The sequence below is a fragment of the Streptomyces sp. NPDC003011 genome, from assembly GCF_053591515.1.
Genome location: NZ_JBSFTY010000035.1, coordinates 15,145 through 29,065, shown reverse-complemented (window position 1 = coordinate 29,065; position 13,921 = coordinate 15,145). Strand labels below are relative to the sequence as shown.

The window sequence follows — 13,921 nt, the reverse complement described above, 5'->3', positions numbered from 1 at the left end:
GGCGTCCGCGGGACCGGGGGCGGCGCAGGCGCGTATGCCCTTTTCCGCCGCGTCAGCCGCTGCCGCCCACCTGGTCCGACGTCTCCTCCTCCACCTCGGCCATCGCGGGGTCGAGGAGCCGGGAGAGGAAGTGGCGGGTGCGTTCGTGCCGGGGGGCGGCGATGACCTGCTCGGGGGTGCCGTCCTCGACGATCACGCCGCCGTCCATGAAGACGACCCGGTCGGCGACCTCGCGGGCGAAGGACATCTCGTGGGTGACGACCATCATGGTCATGCCCTCGTGGGCGAGCCTGCGCATCACCGCGAGGACGTCCCCGACCAGTTCGGGGTCGAGCGCCGAGGTCGGCTCGTCGAAGAGCATCACCGCGGGGCCCATGGCCAGGGCCCGGGCGATCGCGACGCGCTGCTGCTGGCCGCCGGAGAGGGAGGCGGGATAGGCGTCCGCCTTCTCGGCGAGCCCGACCCGCTCCAGGTTCTCGGCGGCCACCTTCGCGGCCTCGGCCTTGCCCCGCCGCAGCACCCGGCGCTGCGGCAGCGTGAGGTTCTCGGTCACCGACAGGTGCGGGAAGAGGTTGAACTGCTGGAAGACCATGCCGATCCGGCGGCGTACGGCGTCGATGTCGACGTCCGGGTCGGTGAGTTCGGTGCCGCCGACGAAGACCCGGCCCCGGGTGGGTTCCTCCAGCAGGTTCACGCACCGCAGCAGGGTCGACTTGCCGGAGCCGGACGGGCCGATCACGCAGACGACCTCGCCCTGGCCGATCTCCAGGTCGATGCCGCGCAGGACCTCGTTGTCGCCGAAGGACTTGTGCAGGTCCTGGACGCGGATCTCCGGTCGGCTCATTTCACGGCCTCCTGGGCCTTGGCCTCCATGCGGCGCACGACGAAGCCGAGCGGGATCGTGACCAGCAGGTAGCACAGGCCCGCGACCAGGATCGGCGTGGAGTTGGCGGTCGTACTGGCCAGATCGCGGCCGTACTTGGACAGTTCGCGCTCCTCCAGGGTGACGCCGAGGAACAGCACCAGCGAGGAGTCCTTGAACAGGAGCACCAACTCGTTGGTGAGCGGCGGGAGGATGATCCGGAACGCCTGCGGGATGATGATCGAGACCATCGCCCGGGCCGGCGAGAAGCCCAGCGAACGGGCCGCCTCCAGCTGTCCCTTGGGCACGGCCTGGATGCCCGCGCGGATCGTCTCCGCCATGTACGCGGCGGCGACCAGGCCGAGCGCGAGGGCGACCTTGCCGTAGGTGCCGCCGATGATCTCCGTGCCCGGGAAGGCGAGCGGGACGGCGACGCCGATGAAGATGAAGATCAGCAGGGCGGGCAGACCGCGGAAGATCTCGATGTACACACCGGCGAACCAGCGGTACGGGCCCACCGACGACAGCCGCATCAGCGCGATCAGCATGCCGAGCACGAGTCCGACGACGAAGCCGGACAGCGTGTAGAGCACGGTGTTCTTCAGCGCCAGCGTGATGACGTCGGGGAACATCTGCTCGGCGATGTCCGCCTGCGCGAACTGGTTCTTCAGCCGCCCCCAGTCCGCCGAGACCGCGAAGGCGATCACGGCGGCGACGAAGACGGCGTACTGGATGCCCTGCGACAGCCGGCGCTTCTGCCGCCGGGTCAGGCCCTTCTTCCTGGGCTGGAGTGGTACGTCCGCGTCGGTCATGGGGTCAGGAGGCGGACGGCGAGGCGGCGGACTCGTCGTAGGGGCCGATCCACTTCTCGTACAGCTCCTTGTACGTGCCGTCGGCCTTGGCGTCCGCGATGGCCTTGTTGACGGCGGCGAGCAGTTCGGTGTTGCCCTTCTTCACCGTGAAGCCGTACTGCTCCCCGGTGCTGAGGTTGTCGACGACCTTGAAGGCGTCCGCGTTGGCCTTGTTCTTCAGCCAGCCCTGGACGACCGGGTAGTCGATGACGACGGCCTTGACCTGGCCGGAGCGCAGGCCGTTGAGGACGGCGTCGGAGGACTCGAAGGAGACCGGGTCGAAGCCTTCCTTCTTCGTGTAGTCCTCGCCCGTGGTCTGGGCCTGGGCGCCGAGCTCGGCGCCCTTGGACTTCACGTCGGCGAGGGAGCCGAGCCCGCTGTCCTTGTCGACCAGGACGGCCTGGGTGGCGTCGAAGTACGGGTCCGAGAAGTCGACGTTCTTCTTGCGCTCCTCGGTGATGGTCATGCCGGCCGCGGCCAGGTCGCACTCGCCGGCGTTGAGGAAGGCACCGGTCTTGAAGTTCTCGAAGGGCGTGTCGAGGATCTCCTGCTTCACGTCCAGGTCCTTGGCGACCAGGTCGATCAGGGAGACGTCGAAGCCCTGCACCTTGCCGTCGATCTCCGACTGGAAGGGCGGGTACGGCAGGTGCGTGCAGGTGGTGATCTGTCCGGCCTTGACCAGTTCGACCCCGCCGGCGGCGGTCTTCGAGCCGCTGCCGCCGTTGTCGCTGGAGGTGCAGGCGGACACGAGCACCAGCCCGGCCGTCGCGGTGATGGCGGCCAGGACACGGGTCCGGCGCCCGATGAGCGTGTTCACGGCGGGCCTTCCTGTGGGAGAAACGGGAGGTTCTGATTATAAGGATGGGTTTGAGTGCCTCCAACCAAACCGATGGTCAGGCGGCCGTCCGGCCTAAGAGTCATCGGTCCGGGGGGATCCGGATCACCGGCCGAAGGCCCCGAAGCGGACGGGAACGCGCCGGTTACCCTCGACTCGTCTACCCCGCGAGTGAAGAGAGCACCGCCGTGACCCACCCGTTTCTGGATCTCGCCCCGTTGACCGCGGCGCGCTTCGCGTCCATCGAGGACCGCGTGGCGCGGCTGCTGCGCACCGAGCAGGACGTCGTGATCATGCAGGGCGAGGCGCTGCTGCCGCTGGAGGGCGCGATCCGCTCCACCGCCGGACCCGGCACCACGGCACTGAACGTGATCACCGGCCCGTACGGGCAGACCTTCGGGGACTGGCTGCGGGACTGCGGCGCCACGGTGATCGACCTGGCGGTGCCCTTCCACACGGCGGTCACGGCCGGGCAGGTCCGGGAGGCCTTCGCCGCGCACCCCGGGATCGACTTCGTGTCCCTGGTGCACGCGGAGGCGGCGACCGGGAACACCAACCCGGTCGCGGAGATCGGCGAGGTCGTGCGGGAGCGGGGCGCGCTGTTCTACCTGGACGCCGTCGCCTCCGTCGGGGCCGAGCCGGTGCTGCCGGACGCGTGGGGTGTGGACCTGTGCGTGATCGGGGCGCAGAAGGCGATGGGCGGGCCGGCCGGCGTGTCCGCGGTGTCGGTGAGCGAGCGGGCGTGGGCGCGGATGGCTGCGAACCCGAGGGCGCCGCGACGGTCGTACCTCTCGCTGCTGGACTGGAAGGAGCGGTGGCTGGACGGGGGCCGCGCGGCGCTCCCGCACGCCCCGGCCCAGCTGGAGATGCTGGCGCTGGAGGCCTGCGTCGAGCGGATCGAGGCGGACGGCCTGGACGCCGTGATGACCAGGCACCGGCGCGCCGCCGAGGCGACCCGGGCGGGAGCGCGGGCCCTGGGCGGGGGGCTGGAACCGTACGTGTACGAGGACGCCGAGGCCGCGCCGGTCGCCACGACGCTGCGGGCACCGTCGGGTGTCGACGCCTCGGAGCTGGTGGCCCGGGCCCTGCGGGCCGACCCCGGGGTGCCGCTGGCCGCGGGCGGGGGCGCGCTGGCCAAGGAGATGATCCGGGTCAACCACTACGGGGTGGACGCGACGCGCGGAGCGGTGCGGGCCGGCCTCTCCGCGCTGGGCGCCGCGCTGGCCTCGGCGGGGCAGCGGGTGGACGTCGAGGGGGCGCTGCGGGTCGCGGAGGACGCGTGGCGCTAGAGGGTGTTGCGGAGGCCGCGGGCTGAGGGCTCGGCCCCGCCGCCCTCCGCCCCTGCCGGCCCGGGGGCCGCGCTCCCGGGTCCTCTACCGGCCCGGCGGTCCTCACCCTCGAACGCCGGACGGACCGGAACGTCCCGTGCCATGCTCGGCCCATGACCACCGGCTCCCCCCACACCCTGCCCGACGGCCGCCCCGTCCCCCTCCTGACCGGCGACGAGCGCCCCATGCTCGAAAGCTGGCTCGCCTTCCACCGCGCCACGCTGGAGCTGAAGTGCGCCGGGCTGGACGACACGCAGGTGCGGACCGCGTCGGCCGAGCCGTCGTCCCTGACGCTGCTGGGGCTGGTGCGGCACCTCGCCGAGGTGGAGCGGAACTGGTTCCAGCGGGTGGCCGCGGGGCTCGGCGTACCACCGCTGTACGGGGAGGGGAACGGGTACGTCCTCGATCCGGAGCGAGGGCTGGACGAGGCGGTGGCCACCTGGAAGCGGGAGATCGCCCGCGGGGACGAGCTGTGCGCCGGTCGGTCGCTGGACGACGTGGGCCGCATCGCCGACGGGTTCATGGCCGGGGTGGAGGTCAGTCTGCGGTGGGTGTATGTGCACATGATCGAGGAGTACGCGCGGCACAACGGGCACGCGGACATCTTGCGAGAACGGATCGACGGAATAACCGGAGCCTAATTACCGGTTAATCCCGAGTATATTTCTGAATTCATTCCGAGCGAGTCTCCCGTATTCTCCTGCCCGGTTTCCATCGGCCTAAACGCGAAGATTCCGCGAACACCCACGGGTGCAATTCGGGTAGGTCTCGTGGGGGTTACACGGTTGTGACGCGTTACACAACGTGATCCATTTGCCCTTAATTTCCCGGCCAAACCGGTCATACCGGATCGTTTTCACGCGTCCGCATGCGCCTGCGTGATAACACAGGCAACGCCCGTACGTAACCCCACCCGGCGATGCATTTTTCCATTTCCCTGGGTAAATTCGATTTGCATGACCGCCGCACACGCAGACCTGCACATAGACCGTCCGACGGTGGCGGACGGCGCCGCGCTGTGGCGGATGGCCCGGGACTCGAAGGTCCTCGACCTGAACTCGTCCTACAGCTATCTGCTGTGGTGCCGCGACTTCGCCGCCACGTCGGCCGTCGCACGCGACGAGCACGGCGAGCCGGTCGGCTTCGTCACCGGGTACGTCCGCCCGGACCGTCCGGACACCCTGCTCGTGTGGCAGGTGGCCGTGGACGGGACACGCCGCGGGCGCGGGCTCGCGGCCGCCCTGCTGGACGGGCTGGCCGCGCGGACCGCCGCCGAGCGCGGGCTGACCGTCGTCGAGACCACCATCACGCCGGGCAACACCGCCTCCGAGCGCCTGTTCACGTCGTTCGCCGAGCGCCACGGCGCCCGGCTGGAGCGCGAGGTGCTGTTCGACACGGGCCTGTTCCCCGACGGCCCGCACGATCCCGAGGTGCTGTACCGCATCGGCCCCCTGTCCCTCACTCCCTCCGCCTGACCCCCACGCAACGAGGAGCCATTCGTCGTGACCATCACCCAGCCCGACCTCAGCGTCTTCGAGACCGTCGAGTCCGAGGTACGCAGCTACTGCCGCGGCTGGCCCGCCGTCTTCGACCGTGCGCAGGGCAGCCGCATGTACGACGAGGACGGTCATGAGTACCTCGACTTCTTCGCCGGCGCCGGGTCGCTGAACTACGGCCACAACAACCCCGTCCTCAAACGGGCGCTCATCGACTACCTGGAGCGGGACGGCGTCACGCACGGGCTCGACATGTCGACCACCGCCAAGCGGGCCTTCCTGGAGTCCTTCCAGAACATGGTGCTCCGGCCGCGTGATCTGCCCTACAAGGTCATGTTCCCGGGGCCGACCGGCACCAACGCCGTGGAGTCCGCGCTGAAGCTGGCGCGGAAGGTGAAGGGGCGCGAGGCGATCGTGTCGTTCACCAACGCCTTCCACGGCATGTCGCTGGGCTCGCTCGCCGTGACCGGCAACGCCTTCAAGCGGGCCGGCGCGGGCATCCCGCTGGTCCACGGGACGCCGATGCCGTTCGACAACTACTTCGAGGGCAGGATCCCGGACTTCCTGTGGTTCGAGCGCCTGCTGGAGGACCAGGGCTCCGGCCTCAACAAGCCGGCCGCGGTGATCGTGGAGACCGTGCAGGGCGAGGGCGGCATCAACGTCGCGCGCCCGGAGTGGCTGCGCGCGCTCGCCGACCTGTGCGAGCGGCAGGACATGCTGCTCATCGTCGACGACATCCAGATGGGCTGCGGGCGCACCGGTGCCTTCTTCTCCTTCGAGGAGGCCGGGATCACCCCCGACATCGTCACCGTCTCCAAGTCCATCAGCGGCTACGGCCTGCCCATGTCGCTGTGCCTGTTCAAGCCCGAGCTGGACATCTGGGAGCCGGGCGAGCACAACGGCACCTTCCGCGGCAACAACCCCGCCTTCGTCACGGCCACCGCCACCCTGGAGGCGTACTGGGCGGACGGGTCCGCGATGGAGAAGCAGACCCGCGCCAAGGGCGAGCAGGTCGAGCAGGCCTTCATCTCCATCACCGAGGAGAACCTCGCCGACGTGAAGGAGTACCGGGGCCGCGGCCTGGTGTGGGGCATGGAGTTCCACGACAAGGAGCGCGCGGGACGCATCGCCAAGCGCGCCTTCGAACTCGGCCTGCTCATCGAGACCTCGGGCCCGGAGAGCGAGGTCGTGAAACTGCTTCCGGCGCTCACCATCACGCCCGATGAGCTGGACGCCGGGCTGAGCATCCTCGCCCGCGCCGTCCGCGAGACCGTCTGACGCCGGCAGACGCCCGATCCCACCGGCACATCCACCTAGGAGGCATCGCAGCACCGTGATCGTCCGTTCGTTCAAGGACCTCGAAGGCACCGACCGGCACGTGAAGGCCGCGTCCGGCACCTGGGAGAGCAAACGCATCGTCCTCGCCAGGGAGCGGGTCGGCTTCTCGCTGCACGAGACGATCCTGTACGCGGGCACGGAGACGTCGATGTGGTACGCGAACCACGTCGAGGCCGTCGTGTGCGTCGAGGGCGAGGCCGAGCTCACCGACGACGAGACCGGGCAGAAGTACACGATCACGCCCGGCACCATGTACCTGCTCGACGGTCACGAGCGGCACACGATGCGGATCAAGGAGGACTTCCGCTGCATCTGTGTCTTCAACCCGCCCGTGACCGGACGGGAGGACCACGACGAGAACGGCGTCTACCCGCTGCTCACCGAACCCGAGGAGGTGTGATCTCACCATGACCACCACCACGCCCGCCACCACGCCCACCGCCACCGTCACGGATCTCTATCCCAGCCGTGGCGCCACCGAGGTGTCCCTCCCGCGCCTGGACCCGGTCGTCTGGTCCCCGCCCGGCACCGCCGGCCCGGTCTCCGACACCGACCTCCAGGCCTTCGAGCGCGACGGCTTCCTCGCCGTCGACCAGCTCATCGGTCCCGACGAGGTGTCCGTGTACCACCAGGAGCTGGAGCGGCTGGTCACGGACCCGGCGATCCGCGCCGACGAACGCTCCATCGTCGAGCCGAAGTCCCAGGAGATCCGCTCCGTCTTCGAAGTGCACAAGATCAGCGAGGTGTTCGCGCGGCTCGTGCGCGACGAGCGGGTCGTCGGCCGGGCCCGGCAGATCCTCGGCTCGGACGTGTACGTCCACCAGTCGCGGATCAACGTCAAGCCGGGCTTCGGCGCCAGCGGCTTCTACTGGCACTCCGACTTCGAGACCTGGCACGCCGAGGACGGTCTGCCGAACATGCGGACCGTGTCCGTGTCGATCGCGCTCACCGAGAACTACGACACCAACGGCGGCCTCATGATCATGCCGGGGTCGCACCGGACGTTCCTCGGGTGCGCGGGGGCCACGCCGAAGGACAACTACAAGAAGTCCCTGCAGATGCAGGACGCGGGCACGCCCTCGGACGAGGCGCTGACCAGGATGGCGTCCGAGTACGGCATCAAGCTCTTCACGGGCAGGGCCGGTTCGGCGACCTGGTTCGACTGCAATTGCATGCACGGCTCGGGCGACAACATCACGCCGTTCCCGCGCAGCAACGTGTTCATCGTGTTCAACAGCGTGGAGAACAAGGCCGTCGAGCCGTTCGCGGCTCCGGTACGGCGGCCCGAGTTCATCGGGGCGAGGGACTTCACTGCGGTGAAGTGAGCCCTGTGCTCGGAGGAGCGGGCGGTGTCACCGGCGTGACGTGCTGTAAGGCCGTGCCGGTGACACCGCCCGCTGTGGTGCGTTCCGCACTCTCAGGGGGACAGCACGTCCAGCAGTCGGTCGACATCCGTGGGCGTGTTGTACAGGTGGAAGGCCGCGCGCAGGTTGCCCGCGCGGTCCGAGACCTCCACGCCGGCACTGCTCAGCTCCCCCTGGCGGTGGCCGAGCCGGGGAACGGAGACGATCGGGGAGCCGGGGGACGGGACGGGTTCGTGGCCGAGGGTGTGCAGCCCCGCGCGGAAGCGGTCGGCCAGGGCCAGGTCGTGTGCGCGGACCGCGTCCACGCCCAGTTCCTCCACCAGCGCGAGGGAGCGGCGGGCGCCGGCGTAGGAGAAGAGGGCCGGGCTCTCGTCGAACCGGCTGGCGGAGTGGGCGAGTTCCTCGACGGGGCCGTAGCAGGCGTCCCAGGGACGCTCGCCCGCCACCCAGCCGGCGAACAGCGGCGGGAGTCCGCCGAGGTCCTCCGGGACGACCAGGAACGCCACCCCGCGCGGGCACAGCAGCCACTTGAAGGCGACGGAGGAGACGTAGTCGTACGCGTCCGCGGTGAAGTCCAGCCAGCCCGCTGCCTGGGACGCGTCGACGTAGGTGCGCGCCCCGTGCTCGCGGGCCGCCGCCCGGATCGCGGCCAGGTCGGCGACCCGGCCGTCCGCCGACTGGACGGCGCTGACCGCGACCAGGGCCGTGCCGGGCCGCACCGACTCGGCGACGCGGTCCAGCGGCACGCTGCGCACCTTGAGGTCGCGGCGGACGTGGAAGGGGTTCACCAGGGAACTGAAGTCGGCCTCGGCGGTGAGGACTTCGGCGCCCTCCGGCAGCGAGGCGGCGACCAGCCCGCTGTAGACGGCGACCGAGGCCCCGGCCGCGACCCGGCGGGCGGGGACCCCGGCCAGCCGGGCGAAGGCGGCCCGGGCCGCCTCGACATCGGCGAACATGTCGGTCGGCTGCCCGGCCGCGGCCGCCTCGACGGCGGCGTGCATGGCGGCCACGGTGCGGGCGGGCATGAGCCCGGTGCTCGCGGTGTTGAGGTAGGTGTTCTTCGGGGCGAACTCGGTGCGGACGAGGCTCTCGAAGGTCTCCATGGACCCACTGTGGGCCCGGGGTGACCTCCCGGTCCATTGCGAATTCTTACGCGATTCCCCTAAGGAACGCTTATACGTGGGCCCTGACCCGCGCTGTTCAGGACCGCGGCACCGCGCACCCGTCCGGGCCGCACGCCTCCGCGCCGCCCTCGTCGACCAGCTTCAGCGGTGACCGCTCGCCCCACGCCTGGTCCAGCGCCTGGGCGAAGACCTCGGCGGGCTGGGCGCCGGAGACGCCGTACGTGCGGTCCAGGACGAAGAAGGGCACACCGCTCGCCCCGAGCCGGGCGGCCTCGCGCTCGTCGGCGCGGACGTCGTCGGCGTACGCGGTGGGGTCGGCGAGCACCGCGCGGGCGGCCTCGGCGTCCAGGCCGGCGGCGACGGCCAGCTCCACCAGCCGCTCGTCGCCCTCGGCGAAGAGGGACCGCTCCTCGGCGAAGTTGGCCCGGTAGAGGAGCTGGATCAGCGCGTCCTGCTTTCCCCGCTCCTTGGCGAGGTGGAGCAGGCGGTGCATGTCGAAGGTGTTGCCGTGGTCACGGCCCCGCGTCCGGTACTCCAGTCCCTCGGCGGCGGCCTGGGCGCCCAGGTTCTCCTCGCCGGCCTGGGCCTGCGCCTCGCTCATGCCGTACTTCTTGGTGAGCATCGTGAGCACGGGCTGGACGTCACCCTTGGCCCGGTTGGGGTCCAGCTCGAACGACCGGTGCACCACCTCGACCTGGTCGCGGTGCGGGAAGGCCTCCAGCGCCTTGTCGAAGCGGGCCTTTCCCACGTAGCACCAGGGGCAGGCGATGTCCGTCCAGATCTCGACGCGCATGGTCTCGGCTCTCTCCGGGTCGGGCGGGTGACGGAGCTCCTCCGCCGAGTGGATGAACCTTCAAGCAGCGGGGGGTATTCCCCGGGAGGGCTTCGGCGGGCGCCCGGGCGGGATGCCTGCGGCGGCCTGTGCGGGCGGGGGTGGGATGTCCGGGGGCCTGGGGATCGCCGTGCCCGGGGCGCCGGTCCCCGACGGTTTCGCCGAGGGGACGCGGCTGAGCCTCGCCACCAGCGCGGCCCCGCTCGTGGTGACGTTCGCCCTCAGCTGCCGTCTCGCAGGTCGCCCGGCGCGCCGGACCGGAACGCGAGGTGGTCGTACGTCACCACGCACCCCTCCCCCACCGGCGCCTGCGCCATGAAGCCGACCAGGGCGGCGCCGGTCTCCTGCTCCTCCCCGAGGGCGAAGAACCGGACGAAGGTCCAGCGCTCGCCGTCGAGGGAGGCGTGGAAGGCGAAGGCCCGGCCGGTGCGGGTGACCCGAAGCCACACCGAACTGCCGTCCACCGGGAAGGAGTTGGCGTCGTCGGAGTGCCCCCGGGTGACCACCGTGCAGACGGTCGGCACGTCCGGGGAGTACTCCAGGCAGAGCTTCGCCCAGGCCCGCTCCCCGACATGGACGTACAGCACCCCGGCGTCGAAGTCCCCGGCGAACCCGACCGTGACCCGGGCGATCAGCTGGAAGTCCCCTTCGGGCGCCCCGAGCAGCCGGGGCGCGTCGGAGGCCGGGTCCAGCGCCTCGCCGGTGGGCGGCACGAAGCGGTCCTGGCGCGGGCCGGCCCGCCCGGTGAGGACACCGTCCGCGTAGGTCCAGTCACCGTCGGGCCCGAAGGCACGCAGGGGGAAGGGCAGTTCGGGAAGTACGACGTCCATCGGCCAGGTCTCCAGGGGCCAGGTCTCCAGGGGCCAGTTGAGTCACCCAGGGGGCGCGGGGAACCGCGCCACCGGCCACGACGGACCGGCAGCGCGCGAACGACCCGCACCCCAGCGGGGCGCTACCGCTCCAGACGCCCGTTGAACCGGCGGGGCAGCCCCAGCGGGTTGTCGTCCCGCAGCTCGGGCGGCAGCAGCGCCTGCGGCGCGTTCTGGTACGCGACCGGCCGCAGCCACCGCTCGATCGCGGTACCGCCGACGGACGTGGACGTGGACGTGGTCGCCGGGTACGGACCGCCGTGGTGCTGGGCCGGAGCCACCGCCACCCCGGTCGGCCACCCGTTCACCAGCACGCGCCCGGCGAGCGGCGTGAGCTCGGCGAGGATCTCCGCGCCGCGCCCCTCCCCGGCCGCCTCCTCCTCGGACAGCTGCACGGTCGCCGTCAGGTTGCCCGGCAGCCGCGACAGCACCGACTTGACCTCGGCCTCGTCGTCGTAGCGGGCCACGACGGTGACCGGCCCGAAGCACTCCTCCAGCAGCAGGTCGTGCTCGCCCTCCTGCGTCAGCTTGCCGGCGGGCACCGTCAGGAAGCCCGGGCTGACCGTGTGCTCGCCGCCCGCGCCCGGCGTCACCGGCGAGTCCACGTCGGCGAGCTCGGTCCGCTCGGCGACACCCGCGATGAAGTTGTCCCGCATCCGGTGGTCGAGCAGGACGCCCGCGTCGGTGTCGCTCACCGCGTCCGTGAGCGACTTGACCAGACCGTCGCCCGCGGCGCCGGACGGCACCAGCACCAGGCCCGGCTTCACGCAGAACTGCCCGACGCCCAGCGTCATCGACCCGGCGAGGCCGGTGCCGATCGCCTCGGCGCGCTCGGCGGCCGCCGCCTCCGTGACGACGACGGGGTTCAGCGAGCCCAGCTCGCCGTGGAAGGGGATCGGCACCGGTCGCGCGGCGGCGGCGTCGAACAGCGCGCGCCCGCCCCGGATGGAGCCGGTGAAGCCCGCGGCGGAGACCAGCGGGTGCTTGATCAGCTCGATGCCCGCCTCGAAGCCGTGCACGAGGCCCACGACGCCCTCGGGGATGTCCTGCGCGGCGGCGGCCCGGCGCAGCACCGACACGACCAGCTCGGACAGGCCCGGGTGGTCGGGGTGAGCCTTGACGACCACCGGGCAGCCCGCGCCCAGCGCGCTCGCGGTGTCGCCGCCGGCGACGGAGAAGGCGAAGGGGAAGTTGGAGGCCGAGTAGACGGCCACGACGCCCAGCGGCACCTTGTACCGGCGCAGGTCCGGGATCGGCGGGGTCGCGGTGTCGTCGGGGTGGTTGATGACGACGTCGAGGAAGGCGCCCTCGTCGACGATGTCCGCGAAGGCCCGCAGCTGGTAGCAGGTGCGGGCGAGCTCGCCGGTCAGCCGGACCGGACCGAGCGCGGTCTCCGCGTCGGCGGCCTCGACGAGGTGGTCCTTGGACGCCTCCAGGCCGTCGGCGGCGGCGCGCAGGAAGGCCGAGCGGACCGCGCGGTCGGCGAGAGCGCCCCGCGCGGCGTGCGCGGCGCGGACGGTGGCGTCCACCTCCTCAGCTGTGGCCTCCACCGCAACCTGCTCACGCTGCTTCCCGGTTCGGGGGTCGACACTCCAGACTGGTGCTGCTGCCACCGCGGGTCCCTCCACGTATGTATTGCCGCTGCTTTGCCGCAGTTTTTGGGTCATCCACCAGGGTCGTTCGATATGCTGAACGCTGTCTCTGATGATGAATATGCTGTTGGAGACTATTTCCCGTCGAACGAAGGGGTCAAGGGCGATGTCGGCAGTCGAGACAGGCGGCGGGGCGCAGGTCAAGTCCGCGGTACGGACGGTTGAACTGCTCGAGTACTTCGCCGGTCGCCCCGGTATGCACTCCCTGGCTGCGGTCCAGGAGGCCGTCGGGTACCCCAAGTCCAGTCTGTACATGCTGCTGCGCACCCTCGTGGAGCTGGGCTGGGTGGAGACGGACGCGACGGGCACGCGCTACGGCATCGGCGTCCGGGCGCTGCTGGTGGGCACGTCGTACATCGACGGCGACGAGGTGGTCGCGGCGGCCCGGCCGACGCTGGACCGGCTGTCGGACGACACCACGGAGACCATCCACCTGGCCCGGCTGGACGGCACCAACGTCGTCTACCTCGCCACCCGGCAGTCGCAGCACTACCTGCGCCCCTTCACCCGGGTCGGCCGCCGTCTCCCCGCGCACTCCACCTCGCTCGGCAAGGCGCTGCTCAGCACCTACACGGACGAGCAGGTGCGCAAGATGCTCCCGGAGACACTGCCGGCGCTGACCGAGAACACGATCACCGACCGGGAGAAGCTCATCGAGGAGCTGCGCCAGGTCAGGGACCAGGGCATCGCCGTCGACCGCGAGGAGAACACGCTGGGGCTGCGCTGCTTCGGCGTGGCGATCCCGTACCGCACGCCCGCGCGGGACGCGATCAGCTGCTCGGTGCCGGTGGCGCGGCTCACCCCCGCGCACGAGCAGATGGTGAAGGACGCGCTGTTCGACGCCCGTGACCGGCTGACCCTCGCCACCCGGAGGCTCTGAATCCGTGGACGTCGTACTCCGTGAGGTCCACGACAGCGACCTGCCGGTCTTCTTCCGGCAGCTGAACGACCCGGAGGCGCTGCACATGGCGGCCTTCACCCCGGCGGATCCCGCCGACCGGGACGCCTTCGACGCCCGCTGGAAACGGATCCGGTCCTCGGACGTCGTCGCGCGGGCGGTCCTGGCCGACGGTGACGTGGTGGGCAGCGCGATGGTGTACGGGGAGCCGGGCGAGCGCGAGGTGACGTACTGGGTGGACCGCGCGTACTGGGGGCGGGGCGTGGCCACCGCCGCCCTGCGCGGGCTGCTGGCCGAGGTGCCGGAACGTCCGCTGTACGCCCGCGCCGCCGCCGACAACCAGGGGTCGTTGCGCGTCCTGGAGAAGTGCGGCTTCCGGGCGACCGCGCGGGCGCGGGACGTCGCGAACGCCCGGGGCGAGGCTATCGACGAGGTCGTGCTGGCCCTGACCGGGTGAGGTGTTTCCCGTCGG

15 protein-coding genes are annotated in these 13,921 nt (G+C 71.1%); 8 read left to right on the top strand and 7 right to left on the bottom strand.

The window, feature by feature from the left end; all coding sequences use genetic code 11:
* Positions 1 to 52 precede the first annotated feature (52 nt).
* The 3 genes from ACWD0J_RS19295 to ACWD0J_RS19285 are packed head-to-tail and all read right to left on the bottom strand — an operon-like array spanning position 53 to position 2,530.
* Positions 53 to 844 (bottom strand): amino acid ABC transporter ATP-binding protein, encoded by a 792-nt coding sequence (locus tag ACWD0J_RS19295; RefSeq protein WP_451497015.1) that lies wholly within the window; start codon positions 842 to 844, stop codon positions 53 to 55.
* Entirely contained in the window at positions 841 to 1,674 is an 834-nt protein-coding gene (locus tag ACWD0J_RS19290; RefSeq protein WP_451497014.1) for an amino acid ABC transporter permease, read from the bottom strand. Before ACWD0J_RS19290 ends, ACWD0J_RS19295 begins: the two co-directional genes overlap by 4 nt.
* A gap of 4 nt (positions 1,675 to 1,678) precedes the next feature.
* Positions 1,679 to 2,530 (bottom strand): transporter substrate-binding domain-containing protein, encoded by an 852-nt coding sequence (locus ACWD0J_RS19285; RefSeq protein WP_451497013.1) that lies wholly within the window; start codon positions 2,528 to 2,530, stop codon positions 1,679 to 1,681.
* Between the two features lie 206 nt (positions 2,531 to 2,736).
* Here ACWD0J_RS19285 and ACWD0J_RS19280 point away from each other — a divergent pair, with 206 nt between their 5' ends.
* The 6 genes from ACWD0J_RS19280 to thpD all read left to right on the top strand — a co-directional run bounded on the left by ACWD0J_RS19280 (position 2,737) and on the right by thpD (position 8,035).
* Positions 2,737 to 3,837: a pyridoxal-phosphate-dependent aminotransferase family protein gene (locus ACWD0J_RS19280; protein ID WP_451497012.1), complete on the top strand. Its 1,101-nt coding sequence runs from the start codon at positions 2,737 to 2,739 to the stop codon at positions 3,835 to 3,837.
* Between the two features lie 152 nt (positions 3,838 to 3,989).
* Positions 3,990 to 4,517, top strand: coding sequence for a DinB family protein (locus tag ACWD0J_RS19275; protein ID WP_451497011.1), 528 nt, complete (start codon positions 3,990 to 3,992; stop codon positions 4,515 to 4,517).
* A gap of 315 nt (positions 4,518 to 4,832) precedes the next feature.
* Entirely contained in the window at positions 4,833 to 5,351 is a 519-nt protein-coding gene (ectA, locus tag ACWD0J_RS19270; RefSeq protein WP_451497010.1) for a diaminobutyrate acetyltransferase, read from the top strand.
* A 27-nt stretch (positions 5,352 to 5,378) separates the two neighbouring features.
* On the top strand, positions 5,379 to 6,650 hold the full coding sequence (ectB, locus tag ACWD0J_RS19265) for a diaminobutyrate--2-oxoglutarate transaminase (protein ID WP_451497009.1): 1,272 nt from the start codon (positions 5,379 to 5,381) through the stop codon (positions 6,648 to 6,650).
* 55 nt (positions 6,651 to 6,705) lie between these two features.
* Positions 6,706 to 7,110 (top strand): ectoine synthase, encoded by a 405-nt coding sequence (locus tag ACWD0J_RS19260; RefSeq protein WP_451497008.1) that lies wholly within the window; start codon positions 6,706 to 6,708, stop codon positions 7,108 to 7,110.
* A 7-nt stretch (positions 7,111 to 7,117) separates the two neighbouring features.
* Positions 7,118 to 8,035, top strand: a complete 918-nt coding sequence (gene thpD / locus ACWD0J_RS19255; protein ID WP_451497007.1) for an ectoine hydroxylase — start codon at positions 7,118 to 7,120, stop codon at positions 8,033 to 8,035.
* A 92-nt stretch (positions 8,036 to 8,127) separates the two neighbouring features.
* Here thpD and ACWD0J_RS19250 read toward each other — a convergent pair whose 3' ends face one another.
* From ACWD0J_RS19250 to ACWD0J_RS19235, 4 genes are all read right to left on the bottom strand, one after another.
* Complete coding sequence (locus ACWD0J_RS19250) at positions 8,128 to 9,177, bottom strand: aminotransferase class V-fold PLP-dependent enzyme (RefSeq protein ID WP_451497006.1); 1,050 nt, start codon at positions 9,175 to 9,177, stop codon at positions 8,128 to 8,130.
* Positions 9,178 to 9,274: 97 nt separating this feature from the next.
* Positions 9,275 to 9,991: a DsbA family oxidoreductase gene (locus tag ACWD0J_RS19245; protein WP_451497005.1), complete on the bottom strand. Its 717-nt coding sequence runs from the start codon at positions 9,989 to 9,991 to the stop codon at positions 9,275 to 9,277.
* 260 nt (positions 9,992 to 10,251) lie between these two features.
* The gene (locus ACWD0J_RS19240; RefSeq protein WP_451497004.1) at positions 10,252 to 10,860 is read right to left on the bottom strand and encodes a DUF1349 domain-containing protein; all 609 of its coding nucleotides are present in this window, start codon (positions 10,858 to 10,860) and stop codon (positions 10,252 to 10,254) included.
* Between the two features lie 122 nt (positions 10,861 to 10,982).
* The gene (locus ACWD0J_RS19235) at positions 10,983 to 12,512 is read right to left on the bottom strand and encodes an aldehyde dehydrogenase (NADP(+)) (RefSeq protein WP_451497003.1); all 1,530 of its coding nucleotides are present in this window, start codon (positions 12,510 to 12,512) and stop codon (positions 10,983 to 10,985) included.
* A 145-nt stretch (positions 12,513 to 12,657) separates the two neighbouring features.
* On the opposite strand from ACWD0J_RS19235, the gene ACWD0J_RS19230 reads away from it, so the two are divergent.
* Entirely contained in the window at positions 12,658 to 13,431 is a 774-nt protein-coding gene (locus ACWD0J_RS19230; protein ID WP_451497002.1) for an IclR family transcriptional regulator, read from the top strand.
* A 4-nt stretch (positions 13,432 to 13,435) separates the two neighbouring features.
* Positions 13,436 to 13,906 (top strand): GNAT family N-acetyltransferase, encoded by a 471-nt coding sequence (locus ACWD0J_RS19225; RefSeq protein ID WP_451497001.1) that lies wholly within the window; start codon positions 13,436 to 13,438, stop codon positions 13,904 to 13,906.
* Positions 13,907 to 13,921 lie beyond the last annotated feature (15 nt).

What these genes read in the sequence shown, in the direction of transcription:
- ACWD0J_RS19250 (WP_451497006.1), bottom strand. Translation starts at nt 9,177, where the DNA reads ATGGAGACCTTCGAGAGCCTCGTCCGCACCGAGTTCGCCCCGAAGAAC.
- ACWD0J_RS19240 (WP_451497004.1), bottom strand. Translation starts at nt 10,860, where the DNA reads ATGGACGTCGTACTTCCCGAACTGCCCTTCCCCCTGCGTGCCTTCGGG.
- thpD (WP_451497007.1), top strand. Translation starts at nt 7,118, where the DNA reads ATGACCACCACCACGCCCGCCACCACGCCCACCGCCACCGTCACGGAT.
- ACWD0J_RS19230 (WP_451497002.1), top strand. Translation starts at nt 12,658, where the DNA reads ATGTCGGCAGTCGAGACAGGCGGCGGGGCGCAGGTCAAGTCCGCGGTA.
- ACWD0J_RS19245 (WP_451497005.1), bottom strand. Translation starts at nt 9,991, where the DNA reads ATGCGCGTCGAGATCTGGACGGACATCGCCTGCCCCTGGTGCTACGTG.
- ACWD0J_RS19295 (WP_451497015.1), bottom strand. Translation starts at nt 844, where the DNA reads ATGAGCCGACCGGAGATCCGCGTCCAGGACCTGCACAAGTCCTTCGGC.
- ectA (WP_451497010.1), top strand. Translation starts at nt 4,833, where the DNA reads ATGACCGCCGCACACGCAGACCTGCACATAGACCGTCCGACGGTGGCG.
- ACWD0J_RS19290 (WP_451497014.1), bottom strand. Translation starts at nt 1,674, where the DNA reads ATGACCGACGCGGACGTACCACTCCAGCCCAGGAAGAAGGGCCTGACC.
- ACWD0J_RS19275 (WP_451497011.1), top strand. Translation starts at nt 3,990, where the DNA reads ATGACCACCGGCTCCCCCCACACCCTGCCCGACGGCCGCCCCGTCCCC.